16 protein-coding genes are annotated in these 15749 nt (G+C 37.4%); 7 read left to right on the forward strand and 9 right to left on the reverse strand.

The features are described from left to right. Positions 1-7: 7 nt before the first annotated feature. Together CS937_RS02905 and CS937_RS02910 are read right to left on the reverse strand one after the other, a co-directional pair. On the reverse strand, positions 8-685 hold the full coding sequence (locus CS937_RS02905; RefSeq protein WP_099156987.1) for a serine/threonine protein kinase: 678 nt from the start codon (positions 683-685) through the stop codon (positions 8-10). 275 nt (positions 686-960) lie between these two features. Further along, positions 961-2223 carry an MFS transporter gene (locus CS937_RS02910; protein WP_245835677.1) on the reverse strand — a complete coding sequence of 421 codons (1263 nt, stop codon included), beginning with the start codon at positions 2221-2223 and terminating at the stop codon, positions 961-963. A gap of 186 nt (positions 2224-2409) precedes the next feature. Here CS937_RS02910 and CS937_RS02915 point away from each other — a divergent pair, with 186 nt between their 5' ends. The 7 genes from CS937_RS02915 to CS937_RS02945 are packed head-to-tail and all read left to right on the forward strand — an operon-like array spanning position 2410 to position 9035. Next, positions 2410-3048, forward strand: coding sequence for a GntR family transcriptional regulator (locus CS937_RS02915; RefSeq protein ID WP_141554320.1), 639 nt, complete (start codon positions 2410-2412; stop codon positions 3046-3048). Beyond that, positions 3045-4241: a CaiB/BaiF CoA transferase family protein gene (locus tag CS937_RS02920; protein WP_099156989.1), complete on the forward strand. Its 1197-nt coding sequence runs from the start codon at positions 3045-3047 to the stop codon at positions 4239-4241. The genes CS937_RS02915 and CS937_RS02920 overlap by 4 nt, the downstream gene beginning before the upstream one ends. A gap of 60 nt (positions 4242-4301) precedes the next feature. Continuing rightward, positions 4302-5216, forward strand: a complete 915-nt coding sequence (locus CS937_RS02925) for a hydroxymethylglutaryl-CoA lyase (RefSeq protein WP_099157762.1) — start codon at positions 4302-4304, stop codon at positions 5214-5216. A 14-nt stretch (positions 5217-5230) separates the two neighbouring features. Continuing rightward, complete coding sequence (gene leuC, locus CS937_RS02930) at positions 5231-6667, forward strand: 3-isopropylmalate dehydratase large subunit (protein ID WP_099156990.1); 1437 nt, start codon at positions 5231-5233, stop codon at positions 6665-6667. Next, positions 6651-7262 (forward strand): 3-isopropylmalate dehydratase small subunit, encoded by a 612-nt coding sequence (gene leuD, locus CS937_RS02935; RefSeq protein ID WP_099156991.1) that lies wholly within the window; start codon positions 6651-6653, stop codon positions 7260-7262. The genes leuC and leuD overlap by 17 nt, the downstream gene beginning before the upstream one ends. A gap of 34 nt (positions 7263-7296) precedes the next feature. Next, positions 7297-7545 (forward strand): hypothetical protein, encoded by a 249-nt coding sequence (locus CS937_RS02940; RefSeq protein WP_099156992.1) that lies wholly within the window; start codon positions 7297-7299, stop codon positions 7543-7545. After that, positions 7542-9035, forward strand: a complete 1494-nt coding sequence (locus CS937_RS02945) for a sodium:solute symporter family protein (protein ID WP_099156993.1) — start codon at positions 7542-7544, stop codon at positions 9033-9035. The genes CS937_RS02940 and CS937_RS02945 overlap by 4 nt, the downstream gene beginning before the upstream one ends. Before the next feature lie 203 nt (positions 9036-9238). On the opposite strand, the gene CS937_RS02950 is transcribed toward CS937_RS02945, so the two are convergent. The 7 genes from CS937_RS02950 to CS937_RS02980 form a co-directional block, all read right to left on the reverse strand. Then, entirely contained in the window at positions 9239-10030 is a 792-nt protein-coding gene (locus CS937_RS02950; RefSeq protein ID WP_099156994.1) for an SDR family oxidoreductase, read from the reverse strand. 15 nt (positions 10031-10045) lie between these two features. Further along, positions 10046-10921: a fumarylacetoacetate hydrolase family protein gene (locus tag CS937_RS02955; RefSeq protein ID WP_099156995.1), complete on the reverse strand. Its 876-nt coding sequence runs from the start codon at positions 10919-10921 to the stop codon at positions 10046-10048. A 42-nt stretch (positions 10922-10963) separates the two neighbouring features. Next, positions 10964-12214, reverse strand: coding sequence for a nickel pincer cofactor-dependent isomerase, group 22 (locus CS937_RS02960; RefSeq protein ID WP_099156996.1), 1251 nt, complete (start codon positions 12212-12214; stop codon positions 10964-10966). 65 nt (positions 12215-12279) lie between these two features. Continuing rightward, positions 12280-12807, reverse strand: coding sequence for an ECF transporter S component (locus CS937_RS02965; RefSeq protein WP_099156997.1), 528 nt, complete (start codon positions 12805-12807; stop codon positions 12280-12282). 51 nt (positions 12808-12858) lie between these two features. Next, positions 12859-13470, reverse strand: a complete 612-nt coding sequence (locus tag CS937_RS02970) for a uridine kinase family protein (protein WP_218012833.1) — start codon at positions 13468-13470, stop codon at positions 12859-12861. A 51-nt stretch (positions 13471-13521) separates the two neighbouring features. Continuing rightward, entirely contained in the window at positions 13522-14661 is a 1140-nt protein-coding gene (locus CS937_RS02975) for a mandelate racemase/muconate lactonizing enzyme family protein (protein WP_176555725.1), read from the reverse strand. A gap of 96 nt (positions 14662-14757) precedes the next feature. Next, on the reverse strand, positions 14758-15744 hold the full coding sequence (locus CS937_RS02980) for a 2-hydroxyacid dehydrogenase (RefSeq protein ID WP_176555726.1): 987 nt from the start codon (positions 15742-15744) through the stop codon (positions 14758-14760). Positions 15745-15749: the final 5 nt, after the last annotated feature.

The raw sequence follows: 15749 nt of genomic DNA on the forward strand, positions 1-15749 counted from the left end.
TTATCTACTATTTTTTAAACGTCGTATATTTCAAAACAAACTTCATAAAATCATCAAAGGATGAGAATAATTTTTGCCTCTGATTATACCATTTTCGAACCGTTTCCATTAGCCAAAACGGTACCGGTTTTCCATCAATTATGTGATAGTAATCTTCATATGCCTTTTTTAAATGCTCCCAGCGAAAATCATTTCCAGGTTGAACATATTCGGAGACATCAAGAATTTTTGCTCGTCCGTTTTGTAGTAAAATATTTTTTAAATGGATATCACGCGGATTTAATCCCTTTGCACGTATATATTCTCTTGCATCCTCCACGTCCTTTAACACCTGTTTAGGAATATGCACACCTTGTAAGATGCAGTCAAAAAGCGTTGTTCCTTCCTCGTAACTTAATACGAGGTATTGCTCAGTAGATGCAAAACAGGTTGAAAAGAAAGATGCATCGCCTAGTTCACGATAAACTTCTGCTTCCGTTTTTATTTTGGAAACCTTATCCTCAGCATAAAGTTTAAATGCATAATCTGGAGCGTAAATAGATTGAAATACGGCCGCGTCTGTCCCCACACCAATACACTTCAGACCATCGGCATCACCATGAATGGTTACAGGTTCATTGTTTGGATTTGAAGAAACGGTGATTTGGGAAAGGGAATGAATAGCTACTTCCCAATTATTATCCATATTAATTCTCCCTTCACTATCTAACCTTTAGAAATATTATAGCTAATTTGACCTTCTACTTTCACCTTATAATGGCAAAGTTCTGAATAACTACTTATTCAACATCCCTTAACAAATTAAATTTCTATTTATTCCATCAAATTGTCTGACTACCGATAATTTGATTTAAGGTTCTCTTAAAATACTACCCTTTATAATATTTGAAAACTATATTATCCTTTAGATTTTTGTAAAACAAATAACAAAAACGGTTAAATCATTGCGATTTTAACCGTTTATTGTTTGGCGTATCTCCGTTCTGTTGTATGCACAACTTTCAATGTATAAAGCAATAAAGCGATCACAAGTACCATCACAATAGCAAGAAATAACCATCCAAAAACAAATGTTCCTGTTTTGTCAACGATAGAACCAAAAAGAGGCGGAGCAACAATCACCCCTAAAGAGCCTAGCGTAATACTGATTCCACTAGCAATTCCTGATTGTTCTCTTGGTACAAGTTCTGTTGCTGTATTCATCCATATACCATTAAATCCTGACATACAATACCCAAGGAAAACAGTAACTATCGACATCGTCCAGAAAGAAGTACCAGGTGGTAAAAAAGCAACAATCAGTGACAGTAAGAACGAGATGAACGAAATAATAATTAGAACAATTATTCGTTTTCCATCAAATAAATGATCACTAATAATTCCCCAAATAATCCGACCAAGGGATCCGCTAACTTCTGAAATAACCAACAAAACACCAGATAAAACTAAGCTTATTCCCAGTCGTTCATAAGCGTACAACACAAGGTAAGTGTTTAAAGCCATTTGACCACCATTCAGACCCATTGCACAGATACTGACAAGAATCAGTGCTTTATTTTTAAACATAGCTGAAATAGATGGCAGTAAGTGCGTCGGTTTATTACTTTTTAAACTTTTCGTATTTTTTACAGACGGGGGATCCTTATAAAATAAAAAGGCTATAAACCCAACAACAATTAACAATAAACACGCACTAAGCAATACTGGTCTCCATCCCCATTCATTAGCGAGAGGCAGTAGCATTAGTGCAGAAAGGGCCGATCCAAACGTGACACCCATTTGTTTAATTCCCATTGCTGTTCCGCGCTTTTTAGAGGTGAACCAATAAATAATTCCCCTGTTAGAGGCGGGATGCATGGATCCATAACCAACTCCACCTAAAGTTATTAAGAAAAGTAATACTAAAAACGCAGAGGTAAACGTCATCAATAAAAAACTTAGTCCTAAACAAATTGAAAGCATTAACAATACCCGTCTTGACCCTATTAAGTCCGTAAAATACCCCACTGGAATGGAAGCAAACGATTGTCCCAAAAATAATGCAGCCGGAAGCATCCCAATTTGCGCCATTGAAAGAGATAAATCCGCACCTATAAGTACTCCAAGCGGTGCTAGGCTCCTCCCTATAAATGCCACACATACTTGTGCGATAAACAACCACGCTAACATTTTCCAAGGACTAACGTTTTCAAACGAAATCCGCTGTAAATCATTCATATTCATTCTCTGATCAACTCTCTTAAATTAGTCGCGAAACAATTCTTTGTCCCGTGGGTTACTATAAATCAGAAACTATGTAATTTTTACATTGTTGACAAAATACTGATAACAATATACTATATCAGAAAACGTTTTCATGTAAAGGAGGTGACTTCCATTAGCCCCATTATTAAACCAGAACCACTGCATGTGCAGGCATATAAATATATTCAAAATTACCTGTTAGAAAGTGAATTTTCACCTGGGGAACGTCTAACCGAATTAGGCTTAGCTGACATGTTAGGAGTAAGCCGCGGACCAGTCCGTGAAGCCGTAAGATTATTGATACATGATGGCTTACTGGTTCAAAAAGGTGTACATATATACGTTTTTGATCCAACATTTGACGATGTAATTGACATTTACCTTTGTAAAGAAGGATTAGAACCACTTGCAGCAAAATTAGCCGCACAAAACATGACGCAATCTGATCAGGGTACCCTTCTCGACATAATAAACCGTACCAATAAGGCTTTAGCGCATGATGAAAAAAGAGACATAGTTAAATTTAATACGGAGTTTCATGATTTAATCATTCAATCTTCAGGTAATACGCAATTAATTCAATTTATGAATTTAATACACGCGAAAAATTTGTATATGCGTAACAACATTTTAAGCAACTACGCCCGAAGAGATAATTTTTTTGAGGAACATGTGCGAATTGCTGATGCTATTGTTAATGGAGATGGAGTTCAAGCAGAGTCTGAAATGAAACAGCATATTCAGAATGATATAAACATGATTGGTACTATTTTTAAATCAAAACAAAAGGATGATTCTATATGAGTCAAACATTAGAAGGGTTGAAGGTTTTGGAATTAGGCAGTCTTATTGCAGGACCATTTGCCGGAAGATTAATGGCTGAGTTTGGTGCAGATGTTATTAAGGTTGAACCACCTGGTAAAGGTGACCCGCTCCGAGATTGGAGATACATTTACAAAGGTCAATCACTTTGGTGGAGACTCCAGGCGAGGAATAAAAAATCAATCACCATTGATTTAAAGAAAAAAGAAGGTCAAGAAATAATTAAATCGCTTGCAAAAGAATGCGATATTATTATTGAAAACTTTCGCCCAGGAACACTTGAAAAATGGAACATAGGTTATGAACAATTATCTGAAATAAACCCAGGTATTATTATGGTCAGAGTATCTGGGTACGGTCAAACAGGACCATATCGCGATAAAGCAGGCTTTGGTAGTGTTGGAGAGTCAATGGGTGGAATCAGACATCTGACTGGATATCCGGACCGGGCGCCCACTCGAGCAGGAATTAGTCTTGGGGATTCCTTAGCAGCGATGTATTCTGTCATCGGTGCACTTATGGCCGTTTATCATCGAGATGTAAAAGGAACTGGAGAAGGTCAAATAGTGGATGTTGCACTATACGAAGCTGTCTTTAGTTTAATGGAAAGTCTGCTCCCCGAGTATGATAAATTCGGTGTAGTTCGCCAAAGGACAGGATCTTCTTTACCAGGTATTGCCCCTTCTAATACGTATCAATGTAAAGATGAGAAGTACATTGTTATTGGAGGAAATGGAGATGCCATTTTTAAAAGGTTAATGTACGCAATTGGGTATCAGGAATTAGCAGAGGATGACAGGTTTTCAAGCAACAAAGGTCGGGCTGAGTACGCAGACTTTCTAGATTCAAAAATAGAAGCTTGGACTAAAACAGTAAATCTTGAAACTGCTGTACAAGTACTTGACGATGCAAAAGTACCTGCGGGAGCTATCTACAGTATAGAAGATATAGCAAAAGATCCACAGTATATAGCACGGGAGATGATTCAGAGTGTCAGCCTTGGTAATGACGATTCTTTAAAAATTCCTGGTGTTGTACCTAAGATGAGCAAGACACCTGGGGGAACGAGCTGGTTAGGTCCTAATCTCGGTGAACATACTAATCAAATTCTCAAAAAGTTATTAGCATTCGATGAGGAGAAGATTATTAAACTGAAAAAGGAAGGAGTTATTTAGATTAGTAGATTAGCAAGAAGGGTGCGTCTTGTTCTTAATTTTTAAAGGTAGGTGCTGGATGTGAAACGAATTTTTATTCATGATGTTATTACAAGGGATGGACTTCAAAATGAGGAGCAATTTATTCCTACCGATAAAAAAATTGAGTTAATTAACCAATTAAGTAATACAGGATTAGACAAAATTGAGGTAACTTCCTTCGTCTCACCGAAGGCAATCCCAAATTTGAGAGATGCAGAAGACGTAATGAAAAAAATCAAGCGAAAGCCTGGAGTTACGTACTCTGCCCTAGTACCAAATCTTAAAGGAGCAGAGCGTGCTATTCTCTGTGCAGTAGATGAAATAAATCTTCTAGTTTCTGTTAGTGATACGCATAACCTTAAAAATATACATCAAACAACCAACCAAACACTTGAAAGCTACAAGGAAGTTATGCGTTTTTTATCCAAGGAAGATATTCTTGTTAATGGTTCACTTGGTACATCATTTGGATGTCCCTTTGAAGGGGAAATTCCAGAAGAAAAGGTGCTACGTCTTATTGATCAATATCTTGAGCTGGGTGTCAATGGAATTACCCTGGCTGATACCACTGGAATGGCAACACCATCACAAGTATACCAATTGTCAACGAACATTTTGAACCACTGGCCAGACCTCCCATTAACTCTTCACTTTCACAATACAAGAGGGATGGGTTTAGCAAATGTTATGGAAGGTATACGTGCTGGTGTAATCCGCTTCGATGCTTCATTAGGAGGTTTAGGCGGCTGCCCTTTCGCTCCAGGAGCAAGTGGAAATATTTGTACAGAGGATTTGGTTCATATGTTGAAATTCATGGGATATGAAATCAGAACAGACCTTGATCAGTTAATTAACGCTGCAAAATATTTGCAATCAATCTTAACACATGACATTCCAGGACAGATAGTAAAAGCGGGAAAAATAACAGATCTTCATTCTACATCTGAAATTTAGAAAGGAGACAGGCAATGGCTCCAAAAACACTTTTTGAAAAAGTTTGGGTAAAACATGTAATTGATACGTCCCTTGATCTACCATTACTTTTCATTGATTTACACTTAATTCATGATGTCACGTCGCCACAAGCATTTACTTTGCTGAAGGACCAGGGTCGGAAGGTTAGACGGCCAGATTTAACATTTGCATCGGCTGATCACAATGTTCCAACCACTGACCGAAACCTAGAATTTAAAGATCTACTTGCAAAAATACAAGTAGAGACGTTAATCAACAATTGTAATGAATTCGATATCACCGTTTATGACTTAGACCACCCAGATAACGGCATTGTACACATAATTGGACCCGAACTTGGTTTAACTACACCTGGAAAAACCATTGTTTGTGGAGATAGTCACACTTCCACACACGGTGCATTTGGTGCTTTTGCATTTGGAATTGGTTCGAGTGAAATCACGCATGTATTGGCTACTCAAACCCTTCCACAAGCTAAACCAAAAACAATGAACATTCAAATCGAAGGTCAAATGCCTGAAGGAGTTAGTAGCAAGGATATTATTTTGAGCATCATTGGTAAAATTGGTACTCTTGGTGGAGTTGGTTATGTAGTTGAATTTACGGGAAGTACCGTTAAAAACATGTCTATGGATGAACGGATGACCATTTGTAATATGGTGCTGGAAGCGGGTGCTCGGTCAGGTATGGTTGCTCCAGACGAAACTACCTTTGCCTATTTGAAGAATCGCAAGTATGTACCTAAAGGTGAAAAGTGGGATGAAGCGGTTGCAAATTGGCGTAAACTTTATAGTGACCCTGGAGCTGTTTACGATAAAACAGTAACGATTAACATAGCCGATTTAGCTCCACAAGTAACGTGGGGAACCAATCCTGGTCAAGTTACATCAATCGATAAATCTATACCTTCCCCAAACAGTATTACCGATTCCACCAAAAGAACTGCCGCGGAATCAGCTTTAACTTATATGGATTTAATTCCATTACTAAATATGAACGAAATAGAAATTGACCGGGTATTTATAGGGTCCTGTACAAATGCTAGAATGGAAGATTTGCGGCTAGCTGCCAAAGTTGCCTATGGTCACAAAGTTCAAAACAATGTTACAGCATTAGTAGTTCCTGGATCCTATCATATTAAAAGACGTGCTGAACAAGAAGGATTGGACAAAATTTTTATAGAATCGGGATTTGAATGGCGAAATCCAGGCTGTAGTATGTGTCCTGGAATGAACCCGGACATCGCTAAACCAGGAGACAGAGTAGCCTCTACCTCTAATCGTAACTTTGAAGGTCGCCAGGGAAAGGATGTAAGAACACATCTAGTAAGCCCAGCAATGGCAGCTGCAGCAGCAATAACTGGACATCTAACTGATGTTAGAGAATGGAATTATAAAGGAGGGGTGAAAAGAAATGAAGCCTTTTCGTAAGTACACAGGTTCTGTTGTACCACTTAATAAATCCAATATTGATACCGATATCATTATTCCTACCGAGTTTTTGAAGCGGACGGAAAGAACAGGCTACGGACAGCATCTAATGTATTATTGGCGGTTTAATGAAGATGGTAAACCTAATGAAGACTTTGTATTGAACAACGAAACATATAAACAAGCTACTATCCTGCTGAGTGGAGAAAATTTCGGATGCGGCTCGTCGAGAGAAAATGCGGTTTGGGCTCTACATGATTATGGATTTCAAGTGATTATTTCCCCCTCTTTCGCGGATATATTTAAAGGGAACTGCTCAAAGAATGGATTGTTATTAATTGAACTCGATCATACCCAAATGGAAGAATTATATGCTAGAGAACGGGATAATCCCGCCTTTTCATTACATGTAGATTTAGAGAATCAAATTATCCAAGATAAATTTGGATGGACAGTATCATTTTCAATCGCTCCCAGTATACGGCATAAATTTTTAAATGGCCATAATGATATCGACCTGACGATGGCAGCAGAAGGAAATATTTTACAATATGAGAAACAAAGAGCGTTTTATATGGATCCGTTTGTCAATTAAATTCCGAATATTATAAAGGATGGGAGTAATTTGAATGTTAAAATTCAAAAAGGAACCAATTAAGAACGGAAAGTTATGGATTGTTTTTGGTGTTTTATTTCTGTTAAGTGTCCCCTGGTATTTACCTGAAGGCAGTTATAAGCCGTTATTTCTAGGAATACCATATTGGGGTTGGATCATAATTCTTGTATCAGTAGCTTTTTCAGCAACCATTACGTATGCGATTAAATACTTATGGATAACGGAGGAAGAAGATTCGAATTATAAGGAGGATGAGCAATGACAGGAGATTTAGCTTTTGGTGGTTGGTCTGGCGTTCTAATAATAGTGGTGTATGGGCTCATCATGTTATCAATCGGATTGATTACGTTTTTTAAAAATAAAAATATCCGAGAAAGTAACCAAGAATACTACTTAGGCGGAAGAGGCTTAGGTGTGATGGTCCTTTTTTTCACATTCTATGCTACCCAATACAGCGGTAATACTATTATAGGATACGCTCCTCAAGGGTATAGAATTGGCTTCGAATGGTTACAATCTATCACATTCATGATTCTAGTCATGGTTGGATATTTATTGTTCGCTCCAAGGTTATATGTACTTAGCAGAAAATATAATTTCGTTACACCATCAGACTGGCTTGCTAAGCGTTTCCGGTCAAAAGGTATTACCATTTTAGGTTCCTTTCTTATGCTATATGGCTTAGGTAACTACCTTTTGGAACAACTTGTAGCTGTCGGACAAGGTGTTTCAGGACTAACTGGTGGTACTGTACCATATCAAATTTGTGTAATCTTTTTCATCGTGATTATGCTTATCTACAGCTGGCTAGGTGGTATGCGTTCGGTAGCTTATACAGATACAATGCAGGGAATTGCTCTTCTCTTTGGTGTATTCATACTAGTTATAGGATCAATCCTCTATTTTGGCGGGCTGCCATCAACTGCGGATTACATGGCAACTTTTACACCTGAGAAACTAGGTGTTCCGGCAACAAATGGATTAGTCGGTTGGTTCAGTATGCTAGCCCTTGTACTGATTGGAGCATCCATTTACCCTCATGCCATTCAACGGATTTTTTCCGCGAAAAATGAAAAGACATTAAAAAATTCATTGATTGGTATGGCATGGATGCCTTTCCTTACCACTGGAGTAATCTTGTTGGTTGGAATTATCGGAGTCAGTGCATTTCCAAACTTGAATGAAATGGAATCTGAACAACTGGTTGGGATGATGGCGAATGCTATTGCGTCGGAGAATGTATTTTTCTATTGGGCAATGATACTGTTATTCGGTGGAATTATTGCTGCTATTATTTCAACTGCTGACTCCGTATTATTAACTTTTTCCTCAGTCATTTCAAAAGATTTATACGGAAGATATATTAATCCAAAAGCAACAGAACATAAACAGATTTTCGTTGGAAAAGTTGCCGGTATTGTTGCAACTGGAATACTATTAATAATAGCTTGGTATCCTCCTGCAACATTATACCAGATATTTGTTCTCAAATTTGAATTACTCGTCCAAATTGCACCAGCCTTTATTCTTGGACTGTACTGGAAACAGCTACATACCAAATCCGTTTTTGTCGGAATGGTTGCTGGTACAATTCTTGCTACTACAATGACATTTGCAAATTTTACACCATTTGGCATATTCAGCGGACTTTGGGGGTTATTCGTTAACCTGATTATATGTGTAGTTGGTAGCCTTTTATTTACTATTTCAAGGTCTGAAGAAGAAGCAATTGATAAGGTTATTGGGTTGTAAAGAGATTAGTTGTTAGAGATATTGATAAACTGCCTTTCTTACGTATTATGCGCAAGAAAGGCAGTTTTTTAATGTGTATAGATTGGAGCTGGACGTCGCTGATACTGTTGTTCAGTTACCCACAGTATTCAAATTTTATACTATCCTAGACAAGAGGAAAAATATTATCAACAATTAACCAGTAACTATTCAGCATTTTTCAATTATAACGCCTTTACAAGTCCACCATCCACGACAAACGATTGTCCGGTTATATACGTGTTCGCACCTGATGATAGGAAAACTACCATTTTAGCAAATTCATCAGGACGGCCATATCTGCCTATTGGAATTGATTGTTCCGTTTGTTCACGTAATTGCTCATAAGAAACACCTGTTTTATCAGCTCTTATTTGATCTAATTCAGCAACTCTATCTGTTGCAATACGGCCAGGACCAACTGTATTTACCATAATATTATCCTTTGCTAGTTCTTGGGATAAGCTTTTTGATAAACCTACAATTCCAGCGCGAAATGTATTGGATAAAATTAAATTATCTAGTGTTTGTTTAATAGACGACGATGCAAAATTAACAATCTTTCCTTCACCGGTTTTTCGCATATGCGGTAGTACCTCACGAATTAAACGGATAAAACTTAATAAATTCAATTCATATGCTTTTTGCCAATCTTCATCAGAAAATTTGTCAAATCCCCCTGCTGGTGGACCACCAGCGTTATTAATTAAGATATCAACCTTCCCATTCCACTCAACAGCCGTTGCGACTAATTGTTTGATTGATTCAGGATTCGTGATATCACAAACCGTGTAACGAACATGTTCGTTTCCACTCTCCATTTTAATTTCTTCCACCGCTTCTTTTAAGGTTTCTTTATTACGGCTGGAAATAAGAACATGCGCACCTTCTTTTGCAAATTGTAGTGCTGTACCTTTCCCTAAGCCTTTACTTCCTGCTGTTACGACAACTGATTTCCCTTGTAATTGTAAATCCAAAACGAATAACCTCCTTTATTTTTCAACCTTTAAATCTTTTACCGAATTCACAAGTGGTGTAAAACCTTCAATTTCACACGAAACAACATCTCCGTTCCTAATAACTACAGCACCAGGGGTACCAGTAGAAATAATATCACCAGGAAGTAACGTCATTACTTTTGAATGAAAGGATACGAGATTCCATGGCAGAAATGTCATATTAGAAACAACATTTTTTCGATGAAGCTTGCTATTTATAATTGTAGATACTTCTAAAGCATTGACATCCTCAATTTCATTAGTCGTTACGAGATGTGGTCCAAAGCTAAAGAATGTATCAAAACTTTTTGAACGTGTTAAATACCGTGGGTTTTTTTGTAAAATATCTTCTGCTGTCATATCGATAACCGTTGTATAACCAGCTACATAATTTATTGCATCTTCTTCTGAAACGTCTTTACACTCTTTTCCAATAACAATTCCAAGCTCTGCTTCAGCTGTCGTACGCTCTGATTGATTTGGAATTTTAATTACATCATTCTGGCCAATTATTGATGTATCTGGTTTCATAAAACTAGCAGGCTCTGTATTTGGAGCTTTTTCACTAAGATCGGATGCATGTTCGACATAATTAAGCCCAATTCCCCAAATCTTACGAGGATGACGATATAAAGGAGCATATGTAACCAGTTCACTGTCCATATAATCTACTTTTTCAAGCTCCTGCATTCCTTGATTTTCATACCAAGCACTAAGTTCAGCTAACTGACCAGATCGAATAAGCTCTAACAAGTTCGTTTTCCATTTTCCACCTAATGATTCATTCACCCTATCTAGTAAATAAACCTTTTCATTCAAGACAATTGCTGCTATTTCAGAACCGTTATGTTTTATCGTTGCCAAACGCATATTTGTCCTACTCTCCTTTGTGCATTTAATTTATATTATAACTTAATTTTCAGATATTTTGTATTGTAATTGTTCCTTTTCAAAATCCATTTTTATCTTTCTAATAACCTTATAATCTATATTATTCTCAAGTTTATCTAATACAGATTTCGAAATATATAGTCGACTAAGGTGAAGCGTATTAGCTATTTGGATAAGAGTTATTTCTTCTCTATCTACTTCCGGGCCTAAACTTAAGAGAGCAGATTCTATTGCTTTCTGTTCCGATTCGTAGAATAGCGGAAACATGGCCCTCTGTAGGTATGTTGCTGTAATTGCATTCATATAGGTGGATTTTCTATCTATTTTTTCTATCAATTTTTCCGTTGTAAAATCAGCCAACCCAACACCTTGTGCATTCCCATAAGATTTATCAGCTAAGTCTAACACAACAATACGTTTAATATTCGGCTCTACCGGTTCAGGTACACCTTCGATTCGCCAACGTCCAATAATATTCGGATCCATTCCAGTTCCACTGAAACATTTCCCCATTTCTTCGACTATCAGTACATCAACATCCTTTATTGGTATGGAAGGCATCAGTTGTTTTGAATGCTTTAATAAATTCGCCTCTTGCTCATGCCAACTTTCAACATTAATACCTTTAATGACGGACGTTTGGTCATACCCATTTTCAACAATAGCAAGCCCCATGCAGATAGGAGCATGTTCAAGTGCATACTTTGAAACCTCAATAATATTGTGTTCCATCTTATTTGCACCTTGCCCATGAACGAAGCTTGCTCCTTTTTGTTTACCGAGTCCAATGGTAACCATTTTACTTAAACCACTCTCTACTTTTCCACGAAAGGCAGTATGAACTTTAATTCGATTGATAACGATAATAGCATCAGCCTGGTAGGCAAACTTATCCATGTACACAGGCAAATTATCTGGGGTAGTTCCAATCTTTAAGACTTCCATTGAAGAGCGAATGGGAGCTTTAACAGATTCCTCCGTTATCCCAAGATGACGAAGGATTTCAACCTGTCCTTCTGAGGTAGCACCGCCATGACTTCCCATCGCAGGAACAATAAATGGCTTGAGTCCCTTTTCTTTCAAGTAACTAACAACTTCCTTAAGAATTGTTACGATATTTTCAATGCCTCTACTACCTGCTGTTATAGCAACTTCAGCATCTTTAGGAAGCGAATTTAGCTTTTCATTCCTTTGCAACTCTATCCTGATTGTATTTTTTAAATCATTCAGTTTTTCCCCATTGAATATTTGTTCAATTTCATATAAGTACACTTTTTTCCCACCTCCCTTTCAATTGCCAACCAAGTTCATTTTCACTAAAAGTTTCCCTATCTGGCTTATTTGGCTATAAGTCTAGACTTTTCCAATGCTTGTATACTAGCAGGAACTAGAATAAGTTGGATGATAATACCTGGTAATGCCGTAACAAATGCAGAGGTAAAAAACACTGCTAAACCATATGGATTGTTGGCTAGGTTAAAAAGAAAAATGTTTACAATACCCAACACAATTCTGCCACCAAGCATTGCCCCCAATATACTGATTAAAATTTTACCATTAGTATAGTGATACAAAATACCGGTTAAAGCACCATAGGTACCCAATTCAAATATCATTGCTATACCTATAGGAAAGATTGGAGGCATTCCAGTTAGAATGGATGCTAATAGAGGCAACGTCATACCGCATAAACCACCTAAACGCCAGCCACAAAGGAATCCACAAATTAGTACTGGAATGTGCATGGGTAATAAAACTGAACCTGGGTAAGCCATCGGTATCATTTTTACAATCTGTGGCAATAACAGTCCAATGGCAATACACAGGGAAGTAAAAACAATACTTCTAGTATGAATATACCTCATATAGGATCTCCTCATGTTATTTTAGAATCTTATAGTCACAACAAAATGTATCTATTCCCACAGTAAGGTTGTATCAAACACAAGGTCACATTTGGATTTGATATTTAGTTCTGAGAAATAATCCTCCTCCAGGGGAATCCATTGATTAACGAACCTTTGATACATTGCTTCTCCGTTACGTTTAAGGATTCGCTCCTCTTGAACTTGTGAATCCACTGTTAAAAATATACTGTAGTCATAATCCTGCTGAAGAATAGGATGCATAGCATATACACCCTCAACGATAGCAAGCTTCTTTAGCTCTACAAAAATGGGCTCAGTCAAAGATTGTATGGTACAATCATACGGACGATAACTTACAGTTTCACGAGATTGCAAGGGAATAAGCACTTCTTCCCGGAATCTCTCGTAATGTATATTTCCGCCTGGCTGTGCCATTCGTTCCCTTGTTTTCATTTCGAACGGAAGAAAGAAGTCATCCATATGAAATACATTACAGTCAAACACTTTCGCCAAGAAGGCTGCCAAAGTGCTTTTTCCACTGCCACAACGGCCATCTACTGCAATTAATGCAGGCTCACCCTTCATCAAGAGCCTTTCTACTGCTTCTACGATAGGAAGATAACGAACCAGCCCTATTTTCTGTTTAAGACCTATTTCCATACGGATTCCACCTCCCTATTTGTGCAATCCCATTTTTGTTAATGATACCCACTATACTTTCACAGCTATATCGTGAACTTTTTCATCAACTAAGTATTTCTTAATAGCATTCTCATTCCATTCTATCCCAAGCCCATCTCCTTCATGAGGTTTCAGTGTTCCACGACTAGTCACTTCCATAGGATTATGCATAATGAGATCAAAGTTTTTGACATTTGTACCGTTAAACTTTTCTAAGATTGATACTTCCCTGGAAACGCACCCCAATTGTACATGAATATCCCAATGATAATGTGGAGCGATAGATACTCCTTGGGTGCTTGCCAAACTTGCAATTTTCATCCATTCCGAAACACCTCCACATTGTGTTGCATCTGGTTGGACATAATTTAGGGAACGATCCTTAATAAACTGTTGGAATTCCCAACGGGTCGCTCCAATTTCTCCAGTAGCTAGTGGAATAGAAGTTTGGTTTTTTAATCGTATATAACCTTCAAAAAAATCCATTGGCAGTGGTTCTTCAAAGAAAGTAATGTCATATTCTTCCACACGTTTACAAAGGTCTAAGCATGCATTAACATCTAAGAAAGATTGATTAGCATCAATCATTAATTTAACATCTGGACCAATGACATCTCGTACTAGTTTTACACGCTTAGCTTCTTGAGCATTGGCGAGTCTGCCAACCTTCATCTTAACAGCGTTGAACCCTTTGTCCATATACCCCTCTACTTCTTCCTGAAGCTTTGTAAAAACTTCTAATCCTTCATAATAGTAGCCACCAGACGCATAACAAGGTACTTCTTCTCTACTAGCCCCAAGCAGTTTATAAAGTGGCATTTTACTTAATTTCGCTTGGTGATCCCAAAGCGCAATATCAATAGCAGAAAGCGCATGTAAGAGATTTCCTCTTCTACCTGCCCGGACTGTTTGGAAATATAACTTATCCCAAATCTTTGCAATATCCCTTGGATCCTCCCCAACTAACATTGGTACTAGTAATTCATCCATTGCAGCTTTAGCCGCACCCCCACTCACATCTTGAAGACAAAATCCAACACCTTCAATTCCTTCATCAGATTGAATTCTTACTAAGAGGTGTTCACGATGTGTTAGGGTCTTAATCGACCACCCTACAGGACGTTCTAACGGGATTCTTACCCATTGTGTCGTTACCCTTGTAATCTTCATAACAATACCCCTTTTCAACATATTGTATTTAACATTTTGAAATGTAATTGATACAAGTAATTTCTTAGCAAATCATCGTATGATTCTAAATTTCCACTATAGTAATCTAGCGTATTGTACCCCATTCACAACATGTTGTGGAACATCACCATTTTCAACTCTTTCTATGTTTTCAAACGCCATTTTGAAGACACGATTGAGAGTATCTCTTGTCCCTGCCCCGACGTGAGGAGTGGCAATAACATTATCTAACGTAAGCAAGGGATTATTTATTTCAGTCGGTTCAGATTCCCAAACGTCAATTCCCGCACCAGCAATAACATTATTTGTTAATGCTTTAAATAAAGCGGATTCTTCAACAATGCCTCCTCTTGAAACATTGATCAATACCGCATTGGATTTCATCATTTGTAGCTCTTTCTCTCCAATTAACCCCTTTGTTTCAGACAAAAGAGGAATATGAAGACTTACAATATCTGATGACTTCAAAATCTGCTCTATTGATAAAAAAGTTGCATCCAATTCCTTTTCAATCTCTAAAGGCGCCCGAAATTTATCATAATAAACTACTTTTGTTTCGAATGCCTTAGAACGTCGAGCTGCTTCTTGGCCAATATTTCCAAACCCAATAAATCCATGGGTTTTTCCACTCATTTCGTAGGAGGAAGGTCGAAATTCCCACATTGGCCAATCCCCTAACTTTGTTTTTTCATTTATAAGTGGAAGTTTTCGATATAAAGCTAGAATTAGTAAAATTGTAAGCTCAGAAACTCCTCTAGCATTTGCTCCTGGAGTATTCGCTACTGGCAGATTGTATTTTTTAGCATCTTCTAAATTAAAGTTATCCACACCAATCCCAGTTTTTTGAACAAGTTTTGCATTTTTTGCTTTAGAAAAAATGGCTTCATCAAGATATTTTGTTGCAACTAGTAAATAATCAGCTGTTAATAGATTCTCTTGTTGTTCAGTCTCACTCATCTCTTCCCAAAACAATAAATCAAATCCATCAGGTTTATTTTCAACCAAAAGTTGTTTTAAACTATCAAACACTTGGTCGAAATAAAGTATTTTCTTACTTGTCATTTTTA

The organism is Virgibacillus ndiopensis, from assembly GCF_900187325.1.
Taxonomy (GTDB): domain Bacteria; phylum Bacillota; class Bacilli; order Bacillales; family Amphibacillaceae; genus Virgibacillus_E; species Virgibacillus_E ndiopensis.

Bases quoted from the DNA above. Each gene is read 5' to 3' on its own strand.
- CS937_RS02905 (WP_099156987.1), bottom strand. From the start codon at position 685: ATGGATAATAATTGGGAAGTAGCTATTCATTCCCTTTCCCAAATCACC.
- CS937_RS02955 (WP_099156995.1), bottom strand. From the start codon at position 10,921: ATGCGTTTGGCAACGATAAAACATAACGGTTCTGAAATAGCAGCAATT.
- CS937_RS02980 (WP_176555726.1), bottom strand. From the start codon at position 15,744: ATGACAAGTAAGAAAATACTTTATTTCGACCAAGTGTTTGATAGTTTA.
- CS937_RS02940 (WP_099156992.1), top strand. From the start codon at position 7,297: ATGTTAAAATTCAAAAAGGAACCAATTAAGAACGGAAAGTTATGGATT.
- CS937_RS02965 (WP_099156997.1), bottom strand. From the start codon at position 12,807: ATGAGGTATATTCATACTAGAAGTATTGTTTTTACTTCCCTGTGTATT.
- CS937_RS02970 (WP_218012833.1), bottom strand. From the start codon at position 13,470: ATGGAAATAGGTCTTAAACAGAAAATAGGGCTGGTTCGTTATCTTCCT.
- leuC (WP_099156990.1), top strand. From the start codon at position 5,231: ATGGCTCCAAAAACACTTTTTGAAAAAGTTTGGGTAAAACATGTAATT.
- CS937_RS02910 (WP_245835677.1), bottom strand. From the start codon at position 2,223: ATGAATATGAATGATTTACAGCGGATTTCGTTTGAAAACGTTAGTCCT.
- CS937_RS02945 (WP_099156993.1), top strand. From the start codon at position 7,542: ATGACAGGAGATTTAGCTTTTGGTGGTTGGTCTGGCGTTCTAATAATA.
- CS937_RS02975 (WP_176555725.1), bottom strand. From the start codon at position 14,661: ATGAAGATTACAAGGGTAACGACACAATGGGTAAGAATCCCGTTAGAA.
- CS937_RS02920 (WP_099156989.1), top strand. From the start codon at position 3,045: ATGAGTCAAACATTAGAAGGGTTGAAGGTTTTGGAATTAGGCAGTCTT.
- leuD (WP_099156991.1), top strand. From the start codon at position 6,651: ATGAAGCCTTTTCGTAAGTACACAGGTTCTGTTGTACCACTTAATAAA.